The organism is Actinomadura fulvescens (assembly GCF_039533225.1).
Lineage (GTDB): Bacteria > Actinomycetota > Actinomycetes > Streptosporangiales > Streptosporangiaceae > Spirillospora > Spirillospora fulvescens.
The window spans coordinates 104032-127676 of record NZ_BAAATD010000019.1 but is presented as its reverse complement, the minus strand read 5'-3'; the positions used below and the strand labels follow the sequence as shown (position 1 = coordinate 127676).

The 23645-nt window shown below is 69.4% G+C and carries 24 protein-coding genes and 2 pseudogenes; 15 read left to right on the top strand and 11 right to left on the bottom strand.

Annotated elements, in window-relative coordinates; genetic code table 11:
• Window positions 1–537: 537 nt before the first annotated feature.
• Entirely contained in the window at window positions 538–831 is a 294-nt protein-coding gene (locus tag ABD333_RS43435; protein ID WP_344548520.1) for a hypothetical protein, read from the bottom strand.
• Between the two features lie 884 nt (window positions 832–1715).
• Here ABD333_RS43435 and ABD333_RS47745 point away from each other — a divergent pair.
• Window positions 1716–1760 (top strand): annotated as a pseudogene (locus ABD333_RS47745) (hypothetical protein); the annotation flags it as partial.
• A 266-nt stretch (window positions 1761–2026) separates the two neighbouring features.
• Here ABD333_RS47745 and ABD333_RS43430 read toward each other — a convergent pair.
• Window positions 2027–2533 (bottom strand): hypothetical protein, encoded by a 507-nt coding sequence (locus ABD333_RS43430; protein WP_344548525.1) that lies wholly within the window; start codon window positions 2531–2533, stop codon window positions 2027–2029.
• Window positions 2534–3406: 873 nt separating this feature from the next.
• Between ABD333_RS43430 and ABD333_RS43425 the strand changes: the two genes are divergently transcribed.
• Window positions 3407–4003: a serine hydrolase domain-containing protein gene (locus ABD333_RS43425; protein ID WP_344548519.1), complete on the top strand. Its 597-nt coding sequence runs from the start codon at window positions 3407–3409 to the stop codon at window positions 4001–4003.
• A 78-nt stretch (window positions 4004–4081) separates the two neighbouring features.
• On the opposite strand, the gene ABD333_RS43420 is transcribed toward ABD333_RS43425, so the two are convergent.
• Complete coding sequence (locus tag ABD333_RS43420; protein WP_344548518.1) at window positions 4082–5278, bottom strand: acyl-CoA dehydrogenase family protein; 1197 nt, start codon at window positions 5276–5278, stop codon at window positions 4082–4084.
• A 17-nt stretch (window positions 5279–5295) separates the two neighbouring features.
• The gene (locus ABD333_RS43415) at window positions 5296–6873 is read right to left on the bottom strand and encodes an AMP-binding protein (protein WP_344548517.1); all 1578 of its coding nucleotides are present in this window, start codon (window positions 6871–6873) and stop codon (window positions 5296–5298) included.
• Window positions 6874–7006: 133 nt separating this feature from the next.
• Here ABD333_RS43415 and ABD333_RS43410 point away from each other — a divergent pair, with 133 nt between their 5' ends.
• From ABD333_RS43410 to ABD333_RS43390, 5 genes are all read left to right on the top strand, one after another.
• Window positions 7007–7603 carry a TetR/AcrR family transcriptional regulator gene (locus tag ABD333_RS43410; RefSeq protein WP_344548516.1) on the top strand — a complete coding sequence of 199 codons (597 nt, stop codon included), beginning with the start codon at window positions 7007–7009 and terminating at the stop codon, window positions 7601–7603.
• Between the two features lie 321 nt (window positions 7604–7924).
• Complete coding sequence (locus ABD333_RS43405) at window positions 7925–9181, top strand: SLC13 family permease (protein ID WP_344548515.1); 1257 nt, start codon at window positions 7925–7927, stop codon at window positions 9179–9181.
• Between the two features lie 122 nt (window positions 9182–9303).
• The gene (locus tag ABD333_RS43400; protein WP_344548514.1) at window positions 9304–9711 is read left to right on the top strand and encodes a YciI family protein; all 408 of its coding nucleotides are present in this window, start codon (window positions 9304–9306) and stop codon (window positions 9709–9711) included.
• Window positions 9708–10853 (top strand): RNA polymerase sigma factor, encoded by a 1146-nt coding sequence (locus tag ABD333_RS43395; protein WP_344548513.1) that lies wholly within the window; start codon window positions 9708–9710, stop codon window positions 10851–10853. The genes ABD333_RS43400 and ABD333_RS43395 overlap by 4 nt, the downstream gene beginning before the upstream one ends.
• Before the next feature lie 290 nt (window positions 10854–11143).
• Entirely contained in the window at window positions 11144–11698 is a 555-nt protein-coding gene (locus tag ABD333_RS43390; RefSeq protein ID WP_344548512.1) for a DUF1062 domain-containing protein, read from the top strand.
• Between the two features lie 68 nt (window positions 11699–11766).
• Here the strand turns inward: ABD333_RS43390 and ABD333_RS43385 are convergent, their stop codons facing one another.
• Complete coding sequence (locus tag ABD333_RS43385; protein WP_344548524.1) at window positions 11767–13368, bottom strand: SDR family oxidoreductase; 1602 nt, start codon at window positions 13366–13368, stop codon at window positions 11767–11769.
• 74 nt (window positions 13369–13442) lie between these two features.
• Here ABD333_RS43385 and ABD333_RS43380 point away from each other — a divergent pair, with 74 nt between their 5' ends.
• Complete coding sequence (locus tag ABD333_RS43380) at window positions 13443–13817, top strand: VOC family protein (protein ID WP_344548511.1); 375 nt, start codon at window positions 13443–13445, stop codon at window positions 13815–13817.
• A gap of 4 nt (window positions 13818–13821) precedes the next feature.
• On the opposite strand, the gene ABD333_RS43375 is transcribed toward ABD333_RS43380, so the two are convergent.
• Window positions 13822–14415 (bottom strand): helix-turn-helix domain-containing protein, encoded by a 594-nt coding sequence (locus ABD333_RS43375; RefSeq protein ID WP_344548510.1) that lies wholly within the window; start codon window positions 14413–14415, stop codon window positions 13822–13824.
• A gap of 86 nt (window positions 14416–14501) precedes the next feature.
• Here ABD333_RS43375 and ABD333_RS47740 point away from each other — a divergent pair.
• The 4 genes and pseudogenes from ABD333_RS47740 to ABD333_RS43360 form a co-directional block, all read left to right on the top strand.
• Window positions 14502–14969, top strand: a pseudogene (locus tag ABD333_RS47740) (class I SAM-dependent methyltransferase); the annotation flags it as partial.
• A gap of 159 nt (window positions 14970–15128) precedes the next feature.
• The gene (locus ABD333_RS47735; protein WP_410556344.1) at window positions 15129–15608 is read left to right on the top strand and encodes a DinB family protein; all 480 of its coding nucleotides are present in this window, start codon (window positions 15129–15131) and stop codon (window positions 15606–15608) included.
• 19 nt (window positions 15609–15627) lie between these two features.
• Window positions 15628–15819, top strand: a complete 192-nt coding sequence (locus ABD333_RS43365; RefSeq protein ID WP_344548508.1) for a hypothetical protein — start codon at window positions 15628–15630, stop codon at window positions 15817–15819.
• Window positions 15816–15998 (top strand): alpha/beta fold hydrolase, encoded by a 183-nt coding sequence (locus tag ABD333_RS43360; protein WP_344548507.1) that lies wholly within the window; start codon window positions 15816–15818, stop codon window positions 15996–15998. The genes ABD333_RS43365 and ABD333_RS43360 overlap by 4 nt, the downstream gene beginning before the upstream one ends.
• Before the next feature lie 53 nt (window positions 15999–16051).
• Here ABD333_RS43360 and ABD333_RS43355 read toward each other — a convergent pair whose 3' ends face one another.
• Window positions 16052–19612, bottom strand: a complete 3561-nt coding sequence (locus ABD333_RS43355; RefSeq protein WP_344548523.1) for a WD40 repeat domain-containing serine/threonine protein kinase — start codon at window positions 19610–19612, stop codon at window positions 16052–16054.
• A 293-nt stretch (window positions 19613–19905) separates the two neighbouring features.
• Here ABD333_RS43355 and ABD333_RS43350 point away from each other — a divergent pair, with 293 nt between their 5' ends.
• The gene (locus tag ABD333_RS43350) at window positions 19906–20055 is read left to right on the top strand and encodes a hypothetical protein (protein ID WP_344548506.1); all 150 of its coding nucleotides are present in this window, start codon (window positions 19906–19908) and stop codon (window positions 20053–20055) included.
• Window positions 20056–20294: 239 nt separating this feature from the next.
• On the opposite strand, the gene ABD333_RS43345 is transcribed toward ABD333_RS43350, so the two are convergent.
• The 4 genes from ABD333_RS43345 to ABD333_RS43330 are packed head-to-tail and all read right to left on the bottom strand — an operon-like array spanning window position 20295 to window position 21682.
• A complete protein-coding gene (locus tag ABD333_RS43345) occupies window positions 20295–20777 on the bottom strand; it encodes a hypothetical protein (RefSeq protein WP_344548505.1) in 483 nt (160 codons plus the stop codon).
• A complete protein-coding gene (locus tag ABD333_RS43340; protein WP_344548504.1) occupies window positions 20767–21069 on the bottom strand; it encodes a hypothetical protein in 303 nt (100 codons plus the stop codon). The genes ABD333_RS43345 and ABD333_RS43340 overlap by 11 nt, the downstream gene beginning before the upstream one ends.
• Window positions 21066–21467: a hypothetical protein gene (locus ABD333_RS43335; protein ID WP_344548503.1), complete on the bottom strand. Its 402-nt coding sequence runs from the start codon at window positions 21465–21467 to the stop codon at window positions 21066–21068. The genes ABD333_RS43340 and ABD333_RS43335 overlap by 4 nt, the downstream gene beginning before the upstream one ends.
• A complete protein-coding gene (locus ABD333_RS43330; RefSeq protein WP_344548502.1) occupies window positions 21464–21682 on the bottom strand; it encodes a hypothetical protein in 219 nt (72 codons plus the stop codon). Before ABD333_RS43330 ends, ABD333_RS43335 begins: the two co-directional genes overlap by 4 nt.
• 144 nt (window positions 21683–21826) lie before the next feature.
• Here ABD333_RS43330 and ABD333_RS43325 point away from each other — a divergent pair, with 144 nt between their 5' ends.
• Both ABD333_RS43325 and ABD333_RS43320 read left to right on the top strand, forming a co-directional pair.
• Entirely contained in the window at window positions 21827–23242 is a 1416-nt protein-coding gene (locus ABD333_RS43325; protein ID WP_344548501.1) for an NsdA family TPR-like regulatory protein, read from the top strand.
• A 5-nt stretch (window positions 23243–23247) separates the two neighbouring features.
• Window positions 23248–23595 (top strand): ASCH domain-containing protein, encoded by a 348-nt coding sequence (locus tag ABD333_RS43320; RefSeq protein ID WP_344548500.1) that lies wholly within the window; start codon window positions 23248–23250, stop codon window positions 23593–23595.
• Window positions 23596–23645: the final 50 nt, after the last annotated feature.

Here is a 23645-nt window from a genome sequence, read left to right as displayed (position 1 = left end):
CACGGGTTCGGGTGCGGGCGCTGCGTGTCGCGGCGGCGGGTACGGCGTGAACGGTGTCGACTGGCATGAGAGCCAAGCCTTCCCTGAAGCTGTAGCGCTCGGTCGCTGATATAGGTGAGCGACTCGGGTACGCGGCGGAGACCAACGGCGGTACACGGCCAACGGCCAGTGCTACGGCTCGTGTCTCCTAGATATCTCTACGTCACCACAGATGTGGCTCCGGCGCCAGCGCCAGGGACACCACTCTTATATTTTAAGAAATAACCCCAGAGTTCCAAGCGCTCCGTCAGCCCTCGTCGATCCCTTGACCAGCCGGCTTCTCCGAATCAAGGAGCACTTCTGGCACCTGACGGGATCTCGGGGATTCTGAAGATCGGTCGTTGTTCGTGCTGTTCTTGCGGCGTGGATGAAGGCGGGGAATGACCTGCACCATGGGCGAGGGTACTTGAACACGCCATGATGCAGGCCGGTCTAAATGATGTGCACTAATGACTTACCGCTGGCTGTTCGGCTGGGTCGGCCGGGACCAGCTTCGGACTAGCTCTTGTCGCGGATGACGTCGTAGTCGCCGAACTTCACCGGGCCGTCACACAGCTTGGCCATCTTCGCGCTGAAGCGTTCGGTCTCCGCCAACTTGCTGTTGCGCTGGGCGTCCTCCCAAGAGGAAAATTCCATGATCGCTACATAGTGGTTCGGGCGAGTGTGGTCCCTTGCCACGACCTCGTGCCGAACCGTGCTCTTTCCAGAAATCTCAGCCCGCCACTCGCTCATGAGTGACTCGATGTCGCTGACCTGCTTGGTGTCAAACTCCAGAACCTGAACGAAGCCCATGTAGGCCTCCTTTTCTTGTTGGTTACATTTCTTATTAGATGCCTCAAGTGTGCAAATAGCAAGGAAATATGAAAACAATCAGATAATTCCCCTGTGAGCGTAGACGGATAAATGCTGGCGCACCGTCCTGCTCTTCATCCGGCTTCGGCGACGCGGCCGCTTCCCGCTCCGCGGCATGCACTTCCTCAAAATCGCCCTCGAACGCGAATTCCTCCGCGCCGTCCTCGCCAAAGCCCCACCGACACCCGCCAGCCAGGCGGCTAGGACCCAACCCGCCGAAGAGCAATAGGACGCGACGGCGACGAAGCGCCGCCCTGTACGTGATAACGAACTATTATCAGGTACATGAACCATCAGCGATCACCGTCGAGCTGGAGATGCGTCCTCGCGGTCGATGCGCGACTCGGTCACGTACATCGCTGCCGCGCCGGGCGGTGACCGGTGAGCGCGGCCGCCGCACGGAAGATCACCGCGCTGCGCGGAGACGCGATCACCCTCGCCGACGCCGCGGATGAGTTCCTCGGCACCCACCGGGTCGCCAACCCCAACACCCACCGCGCCTACGCCTCGGCGATCGACCGGACCATCGCCGCGGTCGGCGGCCGCGACCGGCTCCTGGCCGACGTCGCCGACACCGAGATCGGCGAGGCGCTCACCACGCTGTGGGCGGGTGCGCGCCGGCGACCTGGAACCGCAACCGGGCCGCCGTCTCCTCCTGGCTGTCGTGGTGCGCCACCAAGAAGCGGTGGGCGGCGCCGTCGGTGCCGGCTGATGCCGAACGCCGCCGGGAGAACGTTGACCACACCAAGGCCGTCGCCAAGACCCGCCTGGAGCGGCTGCTGTCGCGCCGCGACCTCCCGCTGCGCGACAAGACGCTCTACCGGATGCTGTACGAGACAGCGGCCAGGGCAGCGGAGATCCTTTCCCTGAACGTGCAAGACCTCGACCTGGACAACCGGCGCGTGCCGCTGACCTCCAAGGGCGGCGACACCGAATGGGTCTACTGGGACGCCGGCACCGCCCGCCTCCTGCCCCGCCTGCTGCGGCTCCCGGGCGGCCACCCCGACGGGCCCGTCCGTACCCGAGGGCCCCTCTTCCTGGCCGACCACAGACCCGTCCCCGCACGTGCGATGCGCCCGGGGTCAGCAGCGGCTCCAGCGCGGGGCAGGGGCCAGCAGCAGGTCCCGGCGGGTTGTCAATCCTGCTCCGGCCGCCGACCGGTGCCGGTTCGGCGGTCGAGCTTACGGAAGGCGTTGAACATGAACCAGGCCGTGGCCGCGGTGAGGATCATGCGGACGATGTTGAGGACGTTCCATCGCCACGCGGCGGCGTTGAGGTTCTCCGGACGTGCCAAGGCGTCGGCGCCGAACATCTGCGACACCACCGCAGCGACGATGTACGCCGTGAGGGCGGTCAGGATCAGGGCGGCAAGGGCGGCCCGGCGGTAATCGGGGACGAGGTCCTCGTCGCGGTTGCGCCACCACAACAGCCAGACCAACACGAGGACGAGCGGGGTGAGCGGCACGAAGTACAGCGTGGGGCCGGTCACGGTGAAGAACCCGTCGAGCCGGGTGAACTGGTCCGGGCTGTCGCGTACCCAGTTGGGGGAGAAGACGATGGCCTCGTACAGGTTGCCGAACAGCCAGTACGCCAACCCGATGACGGCGGTCAAGGTCAGCCGCAGTTGCAGGACCGGACTCATCTCACTCCTCGGCCGGGGAGTCGTGGGCGAATTTGGTGAGCATCAGATGGAAAGCTATGCGTTCCTCGGGGGTCAGGGGCGAAAAACTCCTCGGAGGCGCGGCGGCCGACCTCCTCGACGGCCCTGAGGCGCCGTCGCCCGGCCGGCCGCAGATGGACTTCGAGCGCACGCCGGTCGGTGGGATGCGGAAGCCGTCGCACCAGGTCCATCCCCTTCCAGTTCCCGGGGCGCGGTCGAGCTCCTATCAGGTCACTGTGGGTCCGTCTCGGCTCGTCGAGCCGCCCCTGGTCCTCGGGCGACTGGTCAACGGCTGGACAGCAGTCAGTGCAAGACAAGGGGCCAGCACGAGGGGGCGCGGTCTGCGGCATCCCACCACGGTGAAGATCGTCACGGGGGCAACATCGGCAGATCCGCCGCCCGGGCGACAACTCATCCAGAAGGCATCCCAAGCCTGTGTGCGAGCCTGCGTCAGACCGAGCGGCGGAAGATCAAAGGTGCTTCGCCGCTCAGGCCGACAACTCAGGCAAAAGGCACAACGGCCAGCGACCGCAGGCCCGTGTGTCACAAGGGATCAGGCGAGCAGCGAAGCGCATCTACAACTACCAGTGTCGCGACCTCAGAGATCGTCCCCGTTGCCCAACGGATAGCCGTTTCCAGTGCCCCGAATGTCCGGTTCCTGAAACGGCTATCTGTTGTGGCCGAAGGCCGGGTCGCCTCGGTCGCCGACCCGGTGACCAAGTACATCCCCGAACTGCGCGGCACCGGCTACGACGGCGTCGCGATCCGCCACATCCTGCAGATGTCCTCCGGCCACAAGTACGACGAGACCGACTACACCAACCGTTCAAGGGATCGACCTCCACCACGATCCGGATGGTGTTCGGCGCCTCCCTCACCAGCCAGGCCCGTGAGGCCGAACGCGACTTCCAGCCGGGAACCCGCTGGAACTACGACTCCATGAACACCTTCGTCCTCGGCTGGCTCGTCACCAAGGCCACCGGCAAGCCCCTGGCCACGTACGTCCGCGACAAGATCTGGCGGCCCGCCGGCATGGAGACCCCGATGCTGATGGGCCGCGACTACCAGGGCAGCGACATCGCCTACTGCTGCTACCACGCGACCGTCCGCGACTTCGTCCGCTTCGGTCTGCTCTACCTGCGCGATGGGCGCGCCGGGGGCCGCCAGGTCATCCCGACCGGGTGGATCACCGACTCGACCCGCGCCACCGAGCCCCACCTCCAGCCCCACCGCCTCAGGCCCGCCAAGCCCGACAGCCCCGAGAACGCCTACGGCTACCAGTGGTGGATCGGCGACCAGGGTGACTACGCCGCCATCGGCATCCTCGGCCAGTTCGTCTACGTCTCGCCCAAGAACGACGTCGTCATCGTCAAGAGCAGCCAGGACCTCAACTCCGAACCCCACATGGCCGAAGCCCTCCCGGCCTTCCGCGCCGTCGCCAAGCAACCCTGACGCCGAGAGCGTGAAGGAGGCCCTGGTGGCAGGGCCTCCTTACGCCCTCCAGCGCCGCGCGCCGCGCTCCGTCCGGAGTCAACTGGCGTGACCGGCAACGTCGGAGAGCAGGGCCAGGCCCTTGGCGATGCCGTTGCGTTGGATCTCTGAGGTGCCGGTCAGAACACGGAACATCCGCACCTTGCGGAACAGATACTCCACCTCGTTGCCCTGGGTGAGGCCTTCCTTGCCGTGGATCTGCACGGCCTCGTCCAGGATGCGGAACGCCGCCTCGGCGACGAAGAGCTTGCACATGAACGCCTCCAGGCGCGGACGTTCACCCCGGTCCAGGGCGGCGATGGCGGTGTAGGTCATCGACCGGGCCGCGTAGTACTCGGTGGCCATGTCGGCGAGCTTGTGCTGGATGGCCTGGAGATTCATCAGCGGTGCGCCCTGGACGATCCGGGTCCGGGCGCGGTCAAGGGACAGCTCGATCGCGCGGCGGGCCATGCCCAGCAGCGTCGGGCAGTGCAGGAGGCGGTTGGTGGTGACGCGGCCGAGGCCGATGCGCATCCCCTCGCCTTCCTGGCCGAGGAGGTTGGCGGCGGGGACGTGACAGTCGTCCAGGATGACATCGCTTTCGATGTGCTCGCCCGACATCGGGGTGGCTCCGTCCACGACGCGGCAGCCGGGGCTGTCCAGGTCGACGATGAACGCCGAGTAGGACTTGTCGGTGCCGTCCATGCGCGCGATGACGATGGCGAAGTCGGCGAACGGCCCGGCGGTGCTGAACACCTTGTGGCCGGTGAGGCGGTAGCCGTCGCCGTCGCGGACCGCGACGGTGCGCATGGCGAAGACGTCGGAGCCCGCGTCCGCCTCGGTGAGGGAGAAGCAGCACGCGCGTTCACCCCGGACCACCGGGAGGAGGTACTTGTGGAGCTGGTGCTCGGTGGCGTGCCGGAAGATGTCGCCCGCGCGCAGCGGACCGCCCATCTCGCCGAGCACGCTGTGGCCGAGGACGCGGCCACCGGCGCCGATCTCCTCCTTCAGGGCGGCGAGCTGGGTGTAGGTCAGCCCTTGACCGCCGAGCTCGACGGGAAGGTGGATGCCGTAGAAGCCGAGTTCGCGGCTGCGCTGCCAGACCGGTTCCAGCACGGCCCGGGTCAGTCTCGTCCGGTGGTCGATCCCGTGCTCGTCCTCGTAGTCGGCGAGCTCGCCCGACAGGTAGTCGCGGAGCTTGTCGACCAGGGGGCTGAGCTTCGGGTCGTCGTAGGCCGGACGCAGGGAAAACGTCATGGGATCGGTCTCCTCGTTCAGTTCACTCGCCGGTCGGAGCCGGCCCAGTAGGTCTCGCGCACGGCCTTGCGGTCGATCTTGCCGTTGCGGTTCACCGGGAGCGCGGGCACGAAGTCGACAGAACGTGGCTTCTTGAAGCGGTCGAGCCGTTCGGCGCAGAAGCCGATCAGCTCCTCGGCCGTGACGGACCGGCCGCCGTGGGCGACGACGACGGCCTTGACCGCCTCGCCCCAGCGTTCGTCGGGCACGCCGACCACGCAGACCTCGCGGACGGCGGGATGCTCGTACAGGGCGGCCTCGACCTCGGTGGAGTAGATGTTGAACCCACCGGAGATGATCATGTCCTTCTTGCGGTCGACGATGAACAGGTAGCCGTCCTCGCGCATCCACGCCAGGTCGCCGGTGCGCACCCAGCCGTCCCGGAACGTCCGCGCCGACAGTTCGGGCTCGCGCCAGTACTCCCGGACGCAGTCGGGGCCGCGCACGACGATCTCGCCGACCTCGCGCGGCGCGAGCTCCCGCCCGTCCTCGTCGACGACCAGGACCTCGGTGTCGTAGCCGGGACGGCCGCACGAGCGCAGCAGTTCGGGGTCGTGGTCGACGGCGTGCGCGATCTCGGCGCTGGACAGCCCGGCGACGACGCTGGTGGTCTCGCCCAGGCCGTAGCCCTGCGCGATGATCGGCCCGAACGCCTCGACGGCCTCGCGCAGCCGCTGCGGGGAGATGGGCGCGCCGCCGATGCGCAGGCTGGTGAGGCTGGACAGGTCGCGTCCGGTACGGCCGGGATGGGCCAGCAGCATGTTCAGCATGATGGGGACCATGAACGTGGCGGTGATCCGCTCGCGTTCGACGGTGTCGAAGAACGCCTCGACGTCCCAGGTCGGGAGGATGTGCGAGGTCGCGCCGCCGAACACCCCGGCCAGCAGGTTCATCCCGGCCGCGTGCGTGATCGGCCCGCAGGCCAGGTAGCGGACGCCCGGGACGGGGCGCGACTCGTCGTTCATGAGCTGCTTGCGCAGGTTGGCCAGCCGGTTGCCGAACGTCTGGGTCGCGGCCTTGAGCGCACCGGTCGAACCGGACGTGAAGTTCAGGACGCACGGATCGTGCTCGCCGACCTCGACGCGGACCGGGCCGTCGTCGCCCTCGGCGAGCAGGTCTCGGTAGGCCAGCGGGATGATCTCGCGCAGGGAGCCGTCGGCGGCGGCCGGATCGAGCAGAACGGCCTCGCAGTCGCCGCCCGCGCCCGCCAGAGCGGCGACCGCGTCGGCGGCGTGCGCCGCGTCGAAGATCAGCGCGCGGATCGGGGCGTAGCCCAGGATGTGCTCGATCTCGGCGCGGCCCAGCCGGGCGTTGATGGGCGCGCGGATCAGTCCGGCCTTGTACAGCGCGAACTCGACCACGACGAGCTCGCCCCGGTTCCAGGCGAGGCTGGCGACCGCGTCGCCGGGCACCAGGCCGCGGCCGACCAGCGCCGAGGCCAGCCGGTTGGCCTCGGTCTCCAGTTCCCGGAACGTCCAGGAGCGGTCCGCGCAGACGAGCGCGGTCTCCTCCGGCCAGTAGCGGGCGCTGCGCGTGAGGTAGGTGCCGAGGTTCATCGACCACCCTCTCAAAGTTAAGTTACATGGTGAATGTTTCCAGACAGAATGTTCATTATGTGTGGAGACGTCAAGCTTCTCTACACTGAGAGCCTCCGGACACGGACGCGTCCGGGCTGGTCGAAGGGTGACGATGGCCGAGGACAGGCGGACGCGGCGGACCCGGCGCGCGCTGCGCGACGCACTGGTGGAGCTGGTGCTGGAACGCGGCTTCGCGGCGATCACCGTGGAGGACATCACCGAACGGGCCGACGTGGCGCGCGCGACCTTCTACAGCCACTGCCGCGACAAGGAGGATCTGTTCGCGGCGGTGACCGCGGAGCTGCTGGCCGAGCTCGACGACCGGCTGCGCCCGCTGGTGGCCGAGGACGCCGTCGGCTTCACCGGCAAGCCGGTGCTGGAGCTGTTCCGGCACGCCCAGGAGCGGCGCGACCTGTACCGGATCGTGCTGCGCGGCGAGGGGGACGGCAGGCCGTTGCGGCTGTTCGTCCAGCGGACCGTCGAGACGGTGGCCGAGGTGTTCCGCGAGCGGGCCGAGCTCAACGGGGTGCGGCCCCGCCTGACCCCCGACCTGCTGGCCCGCGCCTGGGTCGGCGAGCAGACCGCCGTGCTGCAGTGGTGGGTGGAGCACGACACTCCCCCGATGCCGGTCGAAGAGGTGGCCCGGATGCTGTTCGACCTGGCGATGCACGGCCGCTACTGGGCCAGCGGCTTCGACGTTCCGGAGTAGTTCCCGGGGCGCCCGCCCCGCCTTTCCGCGCACCGCCCCCGGTCCGACTCCGGGCGTCCTCACACCCACCGCCCCCTGCGCACGTCCATGCCGCTGCGCGCGTCCCTGCCGCACGCGTGTGTGGGTCGTATGCCCCTGGCGCGGCACGCTTCCGGGCCGCCGGCGTTCATCTCGTCTCTTGAGTCGAGGGGCCCGTGTGACGTAAGTTACTGGCCACTTCAATCGTAAACGAACAAATTGTTCAGTAACGAGGTGGCCCGAGGCCGTCGTGGAACGACGAACTCGACCGCCGCCCCGGCTTCGACCCCTCAGGGAACTGATGTGAACTTTCCCGAAACCCTGTCCCTCGTCCTGCTGGTGGCGGTGTTCGTCCTGGCGATCTGGCGCGACGTCAACGTCGGGCTGGTGGCGCTGCCCGCGGCGTTCGTGCTCGGAACGGTCGCCGGAGTGCCCAAGGACAAGATCCTTGAAGGCTTCCCGGGCGCCATCGTCGTCCTGATCATCGGCGTGATGTACATGTTCGGGCACGCCCAGCGCAGCGGGGCGATCGACCGCCTGGTGCACGGCGTGATCCGGCTGTCGGGCGGGCGCGACTGGGCCCTGCCCTGGGGAATGTTCCTCATCGGCGCGGTGCTCAGCGCCATCGGCACGCTGCCCAGCGCGACCGTCGCGGTCATGCTTCCGATCGCGATGCGCCTGGCCCGCAACCGCGGCATCGATCCGGTGCTGATGGCGCTGGTGGCCTGCAGCGGCGCGAGCGTCGGCGGTTTCTCCCCGTTGTCCCCCTGGGGCCAGATCGTGGAGACCCTGACGGCGAAGGTGCACGTGGAGTACTCCCCCGAACTGCTGTTCTGGGGCCTTGCCGCTCTGAAGACCGTCACCACGGTCATCGCGTTCCTGTGCCTGGGCGGCGTGGGCCTGATCCGGCGCGGCAGGACCACGGAGGATACGGTGCCCGCCGTGCGGGGAGCCGGGCCGTGGACCCGCTACCAGATCGGCTCGCTGGCCGGCATCGGCGTGTTCGTCGTCGCCGTGCTCGGTCTCGGTGCGAACGTCGTGTTCGTGTCCCTGGCCGTCGGCCTGGTGCTGCATCTGGTCTTCAAGCCCGCGCCGCGCCAGGTCGTCGGCGAGATGCCGTGGGGCGTCATCCTGCTGACCGCCGGGATCATGGTGTACGTCGCCAACCTGGAGCACGCCGGGACGCTCGACGCGATCTCCACCCATCTCGGCGGCATCTCGACGCCGCTGCTCGCGGTCCTGGCGGTCTCCTACCTGGCGGCGTTCTTCGCCACCATCGAGTCCTCCACGGTCGCGGTGCTCGGCGTCGTCATCCCGCTCGTGGCCGCCGCGCTGCCGGACCAGACCGCGACCCAGTTCACCATGATCCTCATCGCCATCTGCGGCACCATCGGCACCGTCGCGATCAGCCCCCTGCACCTCGGCGGCGGGCTGGTGCTGGCCAACACCGAGGAGTCACAGACCAAGTACGTGTTCCGCTGGCTGCTGGGCTGGTCCATCGGCGCCGCGGTCGTGTTGCCCGCGGCTCTGATGGTGCTGCCGCTGGCCGCCGGAATGTGAACCCGTGATGCCATGGGCGATTTTTACTAGTCTCCCGTCTCGGGTGTCGAGAACGTGGTGCCGGCTCCGTCCCAGGGACACGAGCGGCCACGACGGGGCCGCGACGACGAAGGAGAACCACGATGAAGTACCTGCTGCTGAAGCACTACCGAGGTGGCCCGGCCCCCATCGTCGACTTCGCGTCGATGGACCAGTGGACGCCGGAGGAGGTCGACGCGCACGTGCAGTTCATGCGCGACTTCGCGGCCCGCCTGGAGGAGACGGGCGAGTTCGTCGAGACCCAGGCACTGGCGCCCGAGGGGGCGTTCGTGCGGTCGGACGGCGAGGGGCGCCCACCGGTGACCGACGGTCCGTTCGCCGAGACCAAGGACCTCATCGCCGGCTGGTACGTCATCGACGTGGAGTCGTGGGACCGCGCGGTCGAGCTGGCCGCGGAGCTGTCCGCCGCCCCCGGGCCCCGCGGCGAGCCGATCCACGAGTGGCTGGAGGTCCGGCCGTTCCTCACCGAACCGGACACGGTCACCGAGTGAACGAGTCGCTGCTGCGGGAGCTCGTTCCCGCGGTGATCGGTGTCCTCGTCCGGCGCGGAGCCGACTTCGCGTCGGCCGAGGACGCCGTGCAGGAGGCCCTGATCCGGGCGCTGGACACGTGGCCGGACGACCCGCCGCGCGATCCGAAGGCATGGCTCGTCGCGGCCGCGTGGCGCAGGTTCCTCGACGCCGCCCGTGCCGAGGCGTCGCGGCGGGGACGCGAAGTCGCCGTACACGCCGAGCCTCCCGCCGGACCCGCGCCCACCGCGGACGACACGCTGCGGCTCTACTTCCTGTGCGCGCACCCCACCCTGCCGCCGGCCGCGGCCCTCGCCCTGACGCTGCGCGCGGTCGGCGGGCTGACCACGCGGCAGATCGCGGCGGCGCACCTGGTCCCCGAGGCGACGATGGCGCAGCGGATCAGCCGGGCCAAGCGGCGGATCGCGGGGCTGCCGCTCGACCAGCCCGGCGATCTCGGAACGGTGCTGCGCGTGCTCTACCTCGTCTTCAACGAGGGGTACGGCGGAGACGTCGACCTGGCGGCCGAGGCGATCCGCCTCACCCGCCAGCTCGTCGCCCTGACCGACGAGCCCGAGGTCATGGGGCTGCTCGCGCTCATGCTGCTGCACCACGCGCGGCGTGCCTCCCGTACCGGCCCGGGCGGTCGCCTGGTGCCGCTCGGCGAGCAGGACCGGTCGCTGTGGGACACCCGCCTGATCGCCGAGGGGGTGGCGATCCTGCAGGCCGCGCTGGCCCGCGACCGGCTGGGTGAATACCAGGCGCAGGCCGCGATCGCCGCCCTGCACGCGGACGCCCGGACCGCCGCCGAGACCGACTGGGTGCAGATCGTGGAGTGGTACGACGAACTGCTGCGCCTCACCGACAGCCCGGTGGTGCGGCTCAACCGCGCGGTGGCGGTCGGCGAGGCCGACGGGCCGCAAGCGGGCCTGGCGGCGCTGGCCGACGTGAGCCCCGACCTGCCCCGTTACACCGCGGTGACGGCCTACCTGCACGAACGCGCCGGCGACCTGGAGCGAGCCGCCGACCTGTACGCCGAGGCCGCCCGCGCCGCCACCAGCCTGCCGGAGGTCAGCCACCTCACCCGAGAGGCCGCCCGGGTACGGCAACAACTGCGCCCGTGAGAACGCCATGTGCAGCCGGACGGCATCATGGCGACCGCCGGAAAACCGTTTGAGCCCTCCTTCCACGTTCCCGTAGGTTGCCTGCGGCCCGTCGCAGTGAGGACAGAGGACAAGACCGCGTGACCCCGCCTGCTCTTTAGACCTGACATCTTCTTCCACTCACCTTGAAGCCGACCGTTCCGTCGGCTCTGCCGGGCTGCCCCTGCGCGCCCGGTCACTCAGCGATTGAGGCCGCGCGCAATCGGCCTCGTGTCAGGTCTAGAGAGCTCATGTCTTCACAACCTCATACCGTGCTGCCCTGGATCGTTCGCCGGACCAGGCTGCCTCTGCTGTCGTTGCGGTGCGTGGACTGCCTGTCGGAGTCGGCCACCACCGGCGAGGGCAGGTTCCGCGTCAACGCCAACGGCAACCTGCTGGACGTGTGGCTGCTGGTCCGCTGCGTGTCCTGCGGCCGTACGAACAAGCTCACCGTGCACGAGCGAGCGCCGGTCAGATCCTTCGATCCGGCCGAGCTCGACGGCTATCACGCCAACGATCCGGAGCTGGTGGCGTCCACGCTGTTGGATCCGCTGCTCGCCCGACGCAACCGCTTCACCCTGGACTGGACGGCGGCCTGGCGGCTGGCCACCCCGTCGGCGTGGCGGGACGAGGCGTGGCCGGTCCGGGTGGAGGTCGTCTTCGACGATCCCGTACCGGTGCGCCCGGAACGGCTCATCGCGCAGGGGCTCGGCCTAAGCAGGAACGAGGTGCTGCGCCGGATCAAGTGCGACACCCCACTACGCCGTCGGACAAACGCCAGTTTCACCTTTACCGTGCTGCCCAGGTCCGGTCGCTCTTGCGGATGAACACCATGTTGGGTCGGGGTTCGGGTGGGGCAATGAGGTGCTGGAGACCCGGGCAGGCGTTCCGGGGGTTATAGGTGGTCGGGAAGGTCGGTGAGTCGTTCGATGCGGAGCACCGTTTCGTCTGCCGTCGGCGAGGGCCCACCGGTGACGAAGTCGACGCCGCGGTCCAGCCAGATGCCGGTGAGCCCGGCGAGCGCGGCCGCGTTCACGTCGCTCTCCAGCATGTCGCCCACGTTGACGGCCCGCGCGGGGTCCGTTCCCATCCAGCGGCAGGCGGTGGCGTAGGCGGCGGGCTTGGCCGCACCGAGCTCGGTGGGGGTCAGGACGGCTTCGAAGTATTCCAGGAGGCCGAAGCGGGCAAGCTTGGCGCGCTGCTGCTCGGGGTCCCCGTTGGTGAGAACGGCCAGACGCGGTCCTTGGGGAAGCCGCTTCAGGGCCTCAAGGCAGGGCTGGACATCGGGATAGCACCGCCAGGCCTTCTCGAACGCGGTGAGGTACCGTTCGGCGATCCAGGCGTCCAGCAGGGGACCTTCTGGAACCGGCTCGCCGAGCATCGGCAGGAAGGAACGGAGCCTGCGCCGGTGGTGCTCGGCGAAGGAGCACTGACCCGACAGGTATTCCCGCATGTGGCGCGCCTCCAGCGTCCACCACAACGTCACCAGCTCCTCCGGTGGAGCCGTCGCGTTCGGCGCCTCCCGGACGATCTGGCCGATCGTGTCCCACACCGCGGTTCGGTGATCGACCAGAGTGCCGTCCAGATCGAAGAAGATCACATCCGTCATGGGGCGATCATCTCGTGGCACACTCACACATTGCCCGACAGAGGCAGGGACGCCAGCAGGTATTTCTTCCATTGGCGGATCGGACGGGATCGCCAGGCCGAGGTCGCGCAGGCCATAGATTCGGGTGAACGCCAGGTGGCCGACGGTTCCGGCGGCGATCGTCTCTAGGAGCGCACGGGAAGTCGTGGGGTCGTCTTGGGCAATTTCGAGGGCGATGGACAGCCGGTCGGCAAGGACGCGGAGTAGGAGCGTCACTGGGGTTCTTTCAGGATGCACGACGTTGAATGTCCTCGTCTCGTGCGTGTTGATTCGGCAGGCCGCTGCGACCATGGCCTTCGCCGCTTCCTTGGTGGGCACGAGGTTGGTGCTCGCCTCTGCTGGGACTGCCAGCCGCAAGCCGTCTCTCAGGTTCGGGTGGGCTTCTACTAGGCGCTGGAACACCTTGAAGAGTGTTTCCAGGACGTGGGGTGGCCGGCCGAGGCCCGGCGGGCTGTTGGTGATGAGCCCGCTGGGCCGGAAGATGGTCGCGCGGTGGTCCTGCTGTGCGGCCCAGGTGCGGACGAGCACCTCGGCGTCGAACTTGGCTCGTTCGTAGGTGTTCTGAAAGCCATACGAGGAGTCCAGGTCGTCGTCTTTCACCATGCCGTGCGCTCGCCTGCCGGCCACGGCGACCGTGCTGATATGCCGCAACGCCGCGGGCTCGGGACTGCTGCTCAGCAGGTCGAGGATGCGCTTGGTGCCATCAACGTTGACCCGGCGCACTGCGGGGTCGTGGAGAGCGAGCGAGGTGTTGGCGGCGCTGTGCCACAGTACGGTGACTCGCCGGGCGAGCGTTGAGTGCTCCCAGTCGGACAGCCCTAGGCGGGGCCGGTGTGCGGACCGGTTTATGGGCGGCGACCCAGTGCTGACGGTTTCGTCTGGTGTCGTGCCGCCGGATTGCTGGTGCCCGTAGGGTGGTGATCATGGCTTCGCGCATTTCCGAGCTGGTGATCGATTGCCGGGACCCGCAACGGCTGGCGGCGTTCTGGTGCGAGGTGCTGGACTTCGTCGTGCTCGACACCGAGGACGACGGCTCGGTGGAGATCGGGCCACGGGAGGGGTTCGGCGGGCCGCAGCCGACTCTGGTCTTCAGTCCCGCCACCGAGCCCAAAACGGGCAAGCTGCGGCTGCACATCGACGTCAACGCCACCGACCGCGATCAGGACGCGGAGCTCGAACGCCTCCTGGAGCTCGGGGCGCGTCCGGCCGACGTCGGCCAGACCGGCGAGGAGTCCTGGCACTGCCTGGTCGACCCTGAGGGCAATGAGTTCTGCCTTCTGCAAGCCCGTCTGAGCTGAGCCTTTAACTGCGCGCCCTAGTGGGGGCGCCGGGGCGTACGTGCGTGCGTAGGCCTTGCAGGTCGAACAGGATGAGGAGCTCAACCACGCCGCCGTCGGCGCTGCCCAGCCAGTGCGGCAAGGAGGTGTCGAACTCGGCCGCCTCACCGGGCGGCAGCGTCAGGTCGCGTTCGCCGACCACGAGTCTCAGGCGCCCGTTGAGCACGTACAGCCATTCGAAGCCTTCGTGGGTCTGCGGGGTCGGTTCGAGCGGCTTGGGCTGAGCGGGGATGATCATCTTGAACGCCTGCGTGCCGCCCGGGCGGCGGGACAGCGGAACGAAGATCATCCCGTGGCGGCGGATCGGCTTCAGGTGGATCCGGGGGTCGCCGGTACGTGGGGCGCCGACGAGATCGTCCAGCGGGACGTCGTAGGTCCGGGCCAGCGGCAGCAGCAACTCCAGGGTCGCCCGGCGCTGCCCGCTCTCCAGCCGGGACAGGGTGCTCTCCGACACCCCGGTCATCGCCGCCAGGTCGGCGAGGGTGATGCCGCGCCCGCGACGCAGCGCTCGCAGCCGCGGTCCTACCGCGTCGAGTACGTCTTCTGTTTCACCGTCCACAGAGTCAGCTTGCCAGAACGGCAAGATTTCGTGCCAGATCGGGGCGGGTCTGGCAAGACTGGAGGCGTTCCGACAGAGGAGTCTTGATGAGCAGCACCGATGCGGTCACGTTCTGGGACGGCGTCTACGCGGCCCGATCGGCGGCCGGCGACCCGCGGCCGAACGTTCGGCTCGCCGAGACGGTCACGGGCCTGCCGGCCGGCGAGGCGTTGGACCTCGGATGCGGTGACGGCGGCGACGCGCTGTGGCTCGCCCGCCAAGGGTGGCGCGTCACCGCCGTCGACATCTCGGCCGTGGCGGTCGAACGGCTCACCGGCCTTGCCCGCTCACACGGTCTGCAGATCACCGCCGAGCGGCGCGACCTGCGCGACTCGTTCCCGCAGGGCGGGTTCGACCTGATCTGCGCCCACTACTTGCACACTCCCTTCGACCTGGACCGGACGACCGTCCTGCGCACCGCCGCGCACGCGCTGCGCCCGGGCGGGCGGCTGCTGGTCGTCGACCACGGCTCGACCGCGCCGTGGTCATGGGACCAGGGCCGCGAGGTGCGCTATCCGACCCCACGCGAGGTCGCCGCGGACATCGACCTGGACCCGGCGACATGGACGGTCGAACGGGCCGACGCGCCCCGCCGGATCGCGTCCGGCCCGGGTGGACGCACCGCACAGGTGACCGACCACGTCCTGCTCATCCGCCGTACGAAGGAGACCACCATCCGCCGCCGCGACACCCCGCCGCCACGGACCGGAAACAACGAGATCGAAACCCTGCGCGGCTTCCTGGACTACCTGCGGGCGTCGATCGCCGCGAAGGTGGACGGTGCCCCCGAGCCGCAGGTACGAACAGCCGCGGTGCCCTCGGGCACGAACCTGCTCGGCCTGCTCAACCACCTGACGTTCGTCGAACGCTCGATGTTCCTCGGCGACAACGTCACCAACTGGCAGGCGACGTTCCAGGCCGCACCGGCCGACAGCGTGACCGACGTCGTCACCCGCTACCGGGAGACGGTCGAACGCGCCGACGACGTTCTCGACCAGTGCACCGACCCCGGCGCGCCCCTCCCCCGGCCGCGATCGCGCCGCCCCGCGCCCAGCGTTCGCTGGGCACTCACTCACATGATCGAGGAGACCGGCCGCCACACCGGCCACGCCGACATCCTCCGCGAACTCATCGACGGTACGACCGGTCGCTGACCATCCAAGACAGGAACACATGATCACCGCACCACGAACGCTGGCGGCCGTCGCACTGGCCCTCCTGCTCGGTACCGCGGCCTGCTCCGCACCCGCCGCCGCCGACGACGACGTTCCCTCCTACGCCGCCGCCACGCGGAACGACCCGCGGTTCACGAGCACGTTCCAGCACAAGTTCGCCGACGTCGACGGCGTCCGGATGCACTATTGACCGGCGGAAGCGGCTCGCCGGTGGTGCTCCTGCACGGATGGCCGCAGACGTGGTTCGGCTGGTGGCAGGTCATGCCGGCGCTCGGCATACGTGACGCCCGCGTGGTCGGGCATGACCTCGGCGCCGCGGTGGCGTTCCAGTACGCCGCCCAGTTCCCCGCCGACGCTGCTTTGGCCTGATGGCACGGACCCGAGTGGAGTCCTGGAAGGTCGGTAGGGCGCTCGGGAGGGGGTCAGCAGCTGTTTTGGTGAGGGGCCTCGGGGATGTGGGTGGCCCAGTCCCGGCGGCTGAGCTGGCCCGACCGGGCGCACAGTTCGGCGATGACGCGCCGGGTGGCCACGGTGTGGCTGAGGACCTTGCCGCGGCTGTCCACGCTGACCAGGCTCTCGCCGTCAGGGGTGAACGCCATGGCGAGGATCTCGCCGTCGTGTCCGGGAAGCGGCACCAGAGGGTGCTTGCGATCGAGATCCCAGAGCCGAATCCGGGGATAGCGCCCGCCGTTGGGCACCGCGGTTGCGATCAGGTCGCCGCGGACGGCCACCAGGGGCCGCTGGGTCACGTGGTCTCCGGTCGGCAGGTCGCGTCCGGCGGGCCGCCAGGACGGCAGGCTCCAGAAGCCGAGGTCGACGCCGTCATCGATGATCGTCTGGGTACCGTCCCCGGTCACCCCTACGACGCTGAAACCGGGCGTGGTCCGCCGTGCCAGGAACCGCCCGGACGGCCATTCGATCACACCGTAATGGTCGGAGACCACCGAGCGGCCGTTCGGGTGGAAGAACAGTCCCGTCAGCTCCTGGGTGTTGAGGCGGCTCGGCTTCGGCAGCCTGATCTCCTTGATGAGCCCGAGCGGCCGCAGCCGCCAGTGCTGGATGCTCCGCGCACCGGAGGGCTCTCCAACCTGGAACACCAGATGCCGGTTGTCGGGAGCGATGGCCGCCAGGTCCGCGGTCTTGCCTGGTTGGTCCATGACTTTGGAGCCGGTGCCGGTGTCCCAGAGTTGGAGCACGCCGTCCGCGCCGCGGGTCACCAGGTGTCGCGCGTCGTTGCTCAGTGCCAGAATCCCGGGGTTGAAGCGGCCGTGGGCCGGTATCTCGATGCCGGCGGAGCGTCGAGCCTGGCGTCGCACGTCCCAGAGTTCGACCGCCCGCGTGCTGGCGCCGCCGGCGCCGGTGGTGACCGCGAGGGTCTGCCCGTCGGCGGTGAACAGGGCCGATCCCACCGCGCGGTCGATGTTGAAACTCGCTCGGGTGAACGCGCTGATGTCGAGCGAACGGACCATGCCGGGCCTGGACAGGCAGCGCAGGCTCGTGTCACCGGGACCGAAGCCGAAGTTGCCGTATTCGCAGTCCGCGGTGCTCGTCGAATACTCCATGACCGGCCGTCTGCTCTGGACGGACCAGACGTTGCGTCTGGAGGCCACCAGGCTGCCGTCTGAACTGAAGTGCACAAAGCCGGAGGGATCGACCTCTCCCAGCTCGCCGTAGGCACTGGACTCCGAACCGAAGTCCGCCTTGGCCGTCCGCAGTTCGCCGCCCCCGGCCTTGCGGCCCACGGCTGCCGCGATGGTGCGGCCGTCCGGGCTGAAGACGACGTTGTCCAGCCTTTCGCGGTCGGTGAGGCCGAACGTCGGTCCGGGCACGGTCTTGCGGGTCCGCAGGTCGGTCCAGGTCAGGCGTCCGTCCCGGCCGCCATCGGTGAGCGCCGCCCAACGCAGGTCAGGTGACAGCCAGAAACCGAATCTGGCGACGGCCTCCTTGCGGAAGATCCACCGATTGGTGCGGGCGTCCAGGACGCGCACGGACTTGCTCGCCAGATAGCCGTCGTCCTTGATGACGATGTGGTCTCCGCGCTCGGTCAGCGACCAGTATTCGCCGCACTTGCAGTACTGGTGCGCGAAGCGCGGCGTTCCCGTCCTGCTGTCGAGCACGTGCGCGCTGTTGTTCGCGGTGCGGGCCAGCACGGTGCTGCCGTCCGGGGACATGGCCACCGAGACGACCGCGGCGGGTGCCGTGTAGGTGCTGACGACCGTCCGCTTGTCCAGGTCCACGACCGTGACCGTCGCCTCCCCCTTCTTGGCGTAGGCGAGCAGCCGAACCGACCTGTCGGCGGCGAAGGTCTCAGGGGCGCCCTTCTCGAAGCCGGGAATGGGAGTCAGATCGTCCTCCCACTGATGGGCCACGGTCAGCAGCGCGGAGCGGGCCTCGACGGGGTCGCCGAGCCGCATCGCCGCGATGGCGAGCTGGCGCGCGAGCCGCGGATCGGCGCGGCGCAGGTCGTTGACCAGCGTCGCCAGCCGCGCCGAGACGGCCGCGTCGCGCTGCTCGGTGAGGCGGCGGCTCTGCTGGAGGGTGATGACCACGGCGCCGATCGCGACGATCAGCAGCACGGCCAGGAGGGCGCTCAGCAGCGCGCGGGCCCGGGCGCGCCGGGTGACGAGGGCGGAGGCCGCCTGAAGGAACTGGCGTTCCACGGGATTGAGCACCAGCAGCCGGCGACCGGCGGCGGCCCAATCCCGGGCGCGCTCCAGCGCCGTGCCCTGCAACAGATCGCCGCGCCTGCGGCCGTGCTCGTCCCAGAACCGGGCCGCGTCCGCCAACGCCACCTGCGCGGACAGGCCAGGGCGTTCGGCCTGCACCCACTCACGCAGCCGCGGCCAGGCCCGCAGCAACGCCGCATTGGCGATCGCGAGCTCGTCCCCGTCGCGCACCAGCACCCCGGCCGCGGTGAACTCCCGCAGGATCAGGTCGAACGGCTCGCCGCCGTTCTCGCCGCCGCCCTGGCGACCGCTCTCGTCGCTGGCCAGCTCTCCCACGCGGGCGCGCCGCAGAGTCTCGTCCGCGTCCTGCCCAGGCGCGACCATGCGCAGCATGACTCCGGGCACCGCCGGCCGCGCCGCCTCCGGCAGGCGCCCGTAGGCATCCTCGGCGAGCTCGGCCAGCGACACCTCGGCGGCGGGCTCGGCCTCGATCTCGGCCGCCGCCCGCCGTCCGTCCCCCAGATCCTCGCCTCCGATCAGCCCGAGCAGCAGATCGCGGGCCGACGGACGTCCCCCCGGGTCCTTGGCCAGCGCGGCCCGCACCAGCGAACGCAACGGCTCGTCCAACGGGCCGGTGTCCGGCTCATGGTGGGTGACCTGGTGCATCACCTCCGGCAGGCTGTCACCCGCGAACGGCGGCCGGCCGGTGGCGGCGAACAGCACCACCGCGCCCCACGCCCAGATGTCGACCTGCGGCCCGGCCCGGCGCCCGCCGAACACCTCCGGCGCCATCCAGCGAGGCGTGCCCTTCAGCGCCCCCGACACGCTGCGCGACATCTCCTCCATCCGCGCGATCCCGAAATCGATCACGCGAGGCCCGTCCGGGCCCAGCAGCACGTTGGCCGGCTTGAGGTCACGGTGCACCACCCCGGCGCGGTGGATCGCCGACAGCGCCGTCGCCATGCCGATCGCCAGCCGCAGCAGCCCGTCCGGCCCGCAGGGTCCATTCGCGGCTACGGCGGCGGCCAGATCCCTGCCCGGCACGTATTCGCTGACCACATACGGCACCCGGCCGTCCAGATCGGCACCGAGCACCTTGGCCGTGCAGAACGACGCCACCTGACCCAGCGCCCGCACCTCACGGCGCAGCATCTCCCGATGCCCGTCACCGACGAATTCGGCGTGCAGCGCCTTGACCGCGACCCGGGCGCCCTGCGCGTCATAGCCTTCATAGACCACGCCCTGCCCGCCGGCGCCCAGCCGCCCCGCCAGCCAGTACGGGCCCAACTGCACGGGATCACCGGGCAACAACGGCACAGCCAACGCGCGCAACTCCCCACACCGCAGCGGCCACCCCGGAACAGGGTTTGATCATCTGACGACGATCGCGCCACCGATGGTTCCCACCCCGATCCGCTGACCCCATCCGGCCACAGCCACCCCAAGCCCCGGCAAGACCCCACGATCGACCACGACACCCAACGTGCCGACCCCCAAGCGGGGCGGCCATCACGCTTACAAGGGAGATCCCCTCACGGCCGGGCTGCCGGAACACCGGCGGTGGATGCTGCGTCCTAATGACCTGGTTGCTCTCGTTGTGACGATCGAGTGTGGAGGGGCTGGATGCCGTACGCCGGGCGGGGGTATTGGTGGCCGTGGCGCTGGAACGGTCGGCCGCTGGCTTGACCCCGTCGAGTCTGGCCCTGGCGGAGATCTCCGCGACCGCGCAGCAGTACCTGCTTCCGGCGCAGCCCTCCTAACGCTGCACCCGACAGATCAATCCCGCCCGACAAGCGCTGACCAGCATCAACGCGATCGCGTGTACTTCCTGGCAGCTTCGTTAAAGACGGGCCGATTCACTCCGAACCCCGAAAAGCGGATCGCCGAAGGCACCGGCGACGATTATCCGCCGCCCGGCCGGATCTTCCCGCTGCCCCGGTCCTCCTCACGGGTGGGCCGCGGCCCGGGGTGGGGAACTTCACCAGGGGCCGCGGGAGCCTTACCTCATGTCCGTCAGCGCGGCGCGCCGGGCTTGTAAAGCGGTCGCCCACAGCATGAACACCAGCTGCCCGAGCTGCTCCTCGCCCATCCGGCTAAGGATGGCGCCGGCTTCGTCGTGGCTGCCGCGTGCCCGCGCTTTGACGTACGTGCGGGCATGGCGCAGCATGGCGCGATGGATCCGGCGGCCCTTGACCCGGGTGCCAGCCGGGATCCCCAGGGCCATCAGACGCGCGTACCCGTGCCGCTCCGACGGCGCGAGCCGCCCCACGTCCGCCACACCTGCGATGACCACGCCCGCCGCGACGGCGTCCCGCTGGATAGCGTCCGCGAACACCTCGGCCATCACCGGCCCGGCCACCGCCCACCCAGGCGCGACCTTCACCCGCTCGAAGTAGCGGAGCGGCCCCTCGACCGCCCCGGACACACCCGCCATAATCAACGCCTCGCACTCCGCGCGGACCTGGTCCCGGTCAACGTTCACACGATCGACCACAAGGTTTCCCTTCCTGCGTCTGGGGGCTGGGAAGCTGCTGGCAGATCAGGTCGGCGGCGGCCACCATGTCGTCCACTGGGGCGATGTCCGCCCCGACGTAGGACCCACGGCGCCACACGAACCGATCCCAATAGGCGCCAACCTCACGCCCAGGCCCCAACGGCACCGCGCACACCCACATCTGCACCCCGCGGCCCTCGGTGTGCCAGCCACGGCCCTCCAGCTCGGCCGCCAGCGCCTCGACCGCCGCCCGGCGCCGCGCGATCTCCGGCAGCATCACGTCGCGTCCGGGCCGTGCGGCCCCGACGCCGCAATCCGATGCACCCGTCGTTCGGCATCCCGGCTCACCTCATCGGCGGTGCCCAGCAGATACCCCTGACGGCCCAGATGCCGGGCAAACATCGGCCGCACCCTCGACAACGCACGCCTCAGCGCCGCCGTCGCGTCCATCTCCGGCTCGCCGCCAAGCTTGGTCTCGGCCTCGTCCTGGACGAACGACAGCACCAGGTCCACGATGCGGGCATGGAGCCGCTCTTTGCCGGCTTCCTCGAACGCCCCGAGTACGACGGGCAGCATCGTCAACGGCGTCGCCTTCGGCGCCTCCGCCGCCGTGGCGAGCTGCCGGGCTGCCTCGTCCTCCCGGACGCCCTCGGGGAAGTGGGGGCCGCTGTTACTCACCGGTTCACCTCACCGAGCTTGGCGCGGAGTTCCTCGGCAGTGTCGGCGTCGACCGCGGTCACGCTGTGATCGACCAGCCACCGGACCTTGGGGTCGCGTTCGGGGTTGCGGGTCGCCCACCAGCGGTCGCGATTCGTCGTGATGATCGACCATCCGGGGAACTCCTTGCGGAGGGCAGCCTTGGTCTGCTGCGTGTCGTTGTTCGTCGGGGTCACCGTGACCGTCTCCGTTGCGATGCGGGTGGTGATTCGGTCACTGCAAGTGAATTCGTGGCGCAGCTCACAGAACTAGCGGGAGGATGGGGAGGTGGGGGGAGGGGATGCCTCCCCTTGACGGGCACGGCGAAGGGTGCATCGCAAATGACCACCGCCGACAAACAAGCCATCGGTGCGCGTCTACGCGCCGAGCGGGAGGCACCTCCCCGCCGCTCGCGGGAGAAGTGGGCCATCCTCCTACGCCACGCGGCCGGCCCGGACGCGGCAAGGCTGCCCAGCGTCGAAAGCCTCGCCGACATGATCAAGCAATGGGAACGCGGCACCCACGTGCCAGGCCCGATCTACCGGCCGCTCTATGTCCGAGTCACGGGCAAGAGCGAGGCCGAGTTGTTCGGCCCGGGCGAGGCGTCGCCGCTGGTGGGAAACGTCACCTCCACGGCTCTGGCCAACGCTTCTGCCGATGCTGGCGATGAGGCTCTGACAGGTTCGCTCGAAGGGTCTGGGCCGACGAAACGCCGTGATGCCCTGAAGCTGGGCGTTGCCGCCATCGCTCCCGAGGTAGTGCGCCGGGTGCTGCCCGAAGCTGCGGCCGAGGCGATGGAATTCACCCGGCGCGCTGGCGTCACCGCGCTCGGCCCCGGGGTCTTCTCCCACCTCGAAGCAGTCGTGACCGAGCTCGATGGCCTCTACAGCCGGGACGCGCCGACGGATCTGTTCTCCATGGCGCGCACCTACCGGCATCGCGTCGCCGAGTTGATCGACGGGCCGCATACCCTGAAGCAGGGGCGGGATCTCTACGTCTATGCCGCGTGGCTTTCCGAGGCGCTGGCCTGGCTCGCTCACGACCTCGGTGACCCGCTCGCCGCCGAAGCGTGGGCGATCGACGCCTTCGAGCACGCAGACCAGGCCGGCCACGATGAGCTGTGCGCGTGGGCCACCGACGCGATGGCGTCGATCGCGATCTACGCCGACCGGCCCGCCGTCGCGCTGCACGCCGCCCAGCGAGGCATCCTGAAGGCGCCCCAGAGACATCCGCTAGCGATACGGCTACGCGCGCAGGCCGCCCGCGCGCACGCCCGGCTCAGGCAGCGTGAGGGTTGTGAGGCCATGCTGGGCGACGCGGAAGACCTGTACGACCGGCTTCCGGCGCGAGCGCCGCTGCGGTTCACCGTGGACACGGGCGGCCTCGCCTCGCTCGCAATGACGTCGTATCCGGCGTCGGCGTACATCTGGCTCGGCGACGCGGATCGCGGCGACTTCGCGAAGGCCAAGAAGCACGCTCAGGCCGCGCTCGACGCGCAGCGGGCTTTGCCCGAGGCGCAACGGTCGCCCAGCCGAGAGGCGATCGCGCGCGTCGACCTCGCCCTTGCCGCCGTCGAGCTCGGCGAGCCCGACACTGCGGCCGGCCTGGGCATGGAGGCGCTCGCGACGCCCCGACTGGTGGACTCGGTCCGGTCGCGGGCAGGAGACCTCTACCAGGTTCTCGGGGTGCGGCATGCGAAGCTGCCCGCCGTCCGGGACTTCCAGGAGACCTACCGACACGCCGTCCAAGCGAGGTGATGACGATGAGCGACACCGGCAAGTCCGAGCTGAACATCCGGCGCCCGTATCTGGACCTGATCGAGGAAGGCGTCAAGACGGTCGAGGTGCGCGTCGGCTACACGAGCATGCGGAAGATCCACGCTGGGCAAGACCTCGCGTTCGTCTCCGGTGACAAGCGGCTCATGACGAGGGTCACGCGGGTGACGGAGTACCCCTCATTCGAGGCGATGTTGGACAGCGAAGACCCGCGCGAGATCGGTGGCGACCTGGGCGAGAGCCGTGAAGAGCTGCTCAAGGTCATCCGCGAGATCTACCCGCCGGAGAAGGAGAAGCTCGGCGTGCTCGCGATCGGCATCGAGGTTTCCCGGTAGGCGATCGGCCTTGGGCGTACCCTGAAACGGCGATGCACCGGCGCCCCGCC

Bases quoted from the DNA above. Each gene is read 5' to 3' on its own strand.
- ABD333_RS43435 (WP_344548520.1), bottom strand. From the start codon at position 831: ATGGGCTTCGTTCAGGTTCTGGAGTTTGACACCAAGCAGGTCAGCGAC.
- ABD333_RS43430 (WP_344548525.1), bottom strand. From the start codon at position 2,533: ATGAGTCCGGTCCTGCAACTGCGGCTGACCTTGACCGCCGTCATCGGG.
- ABD333_RS43425 (WP_344548519.1), top strand. From the start codon at position 3,407: ATGGTGTTCGGCGCCTCCCTCACCAGCCAGGCCCGTGAGGCCGAACGC.
- ABD333_RS43420 (WP_344548518.1), bottom strand. From the start codon at position 5,278: ATGACGTTTTCCCTGCGTCCGGCCTACGACGACCCGAAGCTCAGCCCC.
- ABD333_RS43415 (WP_344548517.1), bottom strand. From the start codon at position 6,873: ATGAACCTCGGCACCTACCTCACGCGCAGCGCCCGCTACTGGCCGGAG.
- ABD333_RS43410 (WP_344548516.1), top strand. From the start codon at position 7,007: ATGGCCGAGGACAGGCGGACGCGGCGGACCCGGCGCGCGCTGCGCGAC.
- ABD333_RS43400 (WP_344548514.1), top strand. From the start codon at position 9,304: ATGAAGTACCTGCTGCTGAAGCACTACCGAGGTGGCCCGGCCCCCATC.
- ABD333_RS43380 (WP_344548511.1), top strand. From the start codon at position 13,443: ATGGCTTCGCGCATTTCCGAGCTGGTGATCGATTGCCGGGACCCGCAA.
- ABD333_RS43365 (WP_344548508.1), top strand. From the start codon at position 15,628: ATGATCACCGCACCACGAACGCTGGCGGCCGTCGCACTGGCCCTCCTG.
- ABD333_RS43325 (WP_344548501.1), top strand. From the start codon at position 21,827: ATGACCACCGCCGACAAACAAGCCATCGGTGCGCGTCTACGCGCCGAG.
- ABD333_RS43320 (WP_344548500.1), top strand. From the start codon at position 23,248: ATGAGCGACACCGGCAAGTCCGAGCTGAACATCCGGCGCCCGTATCTG.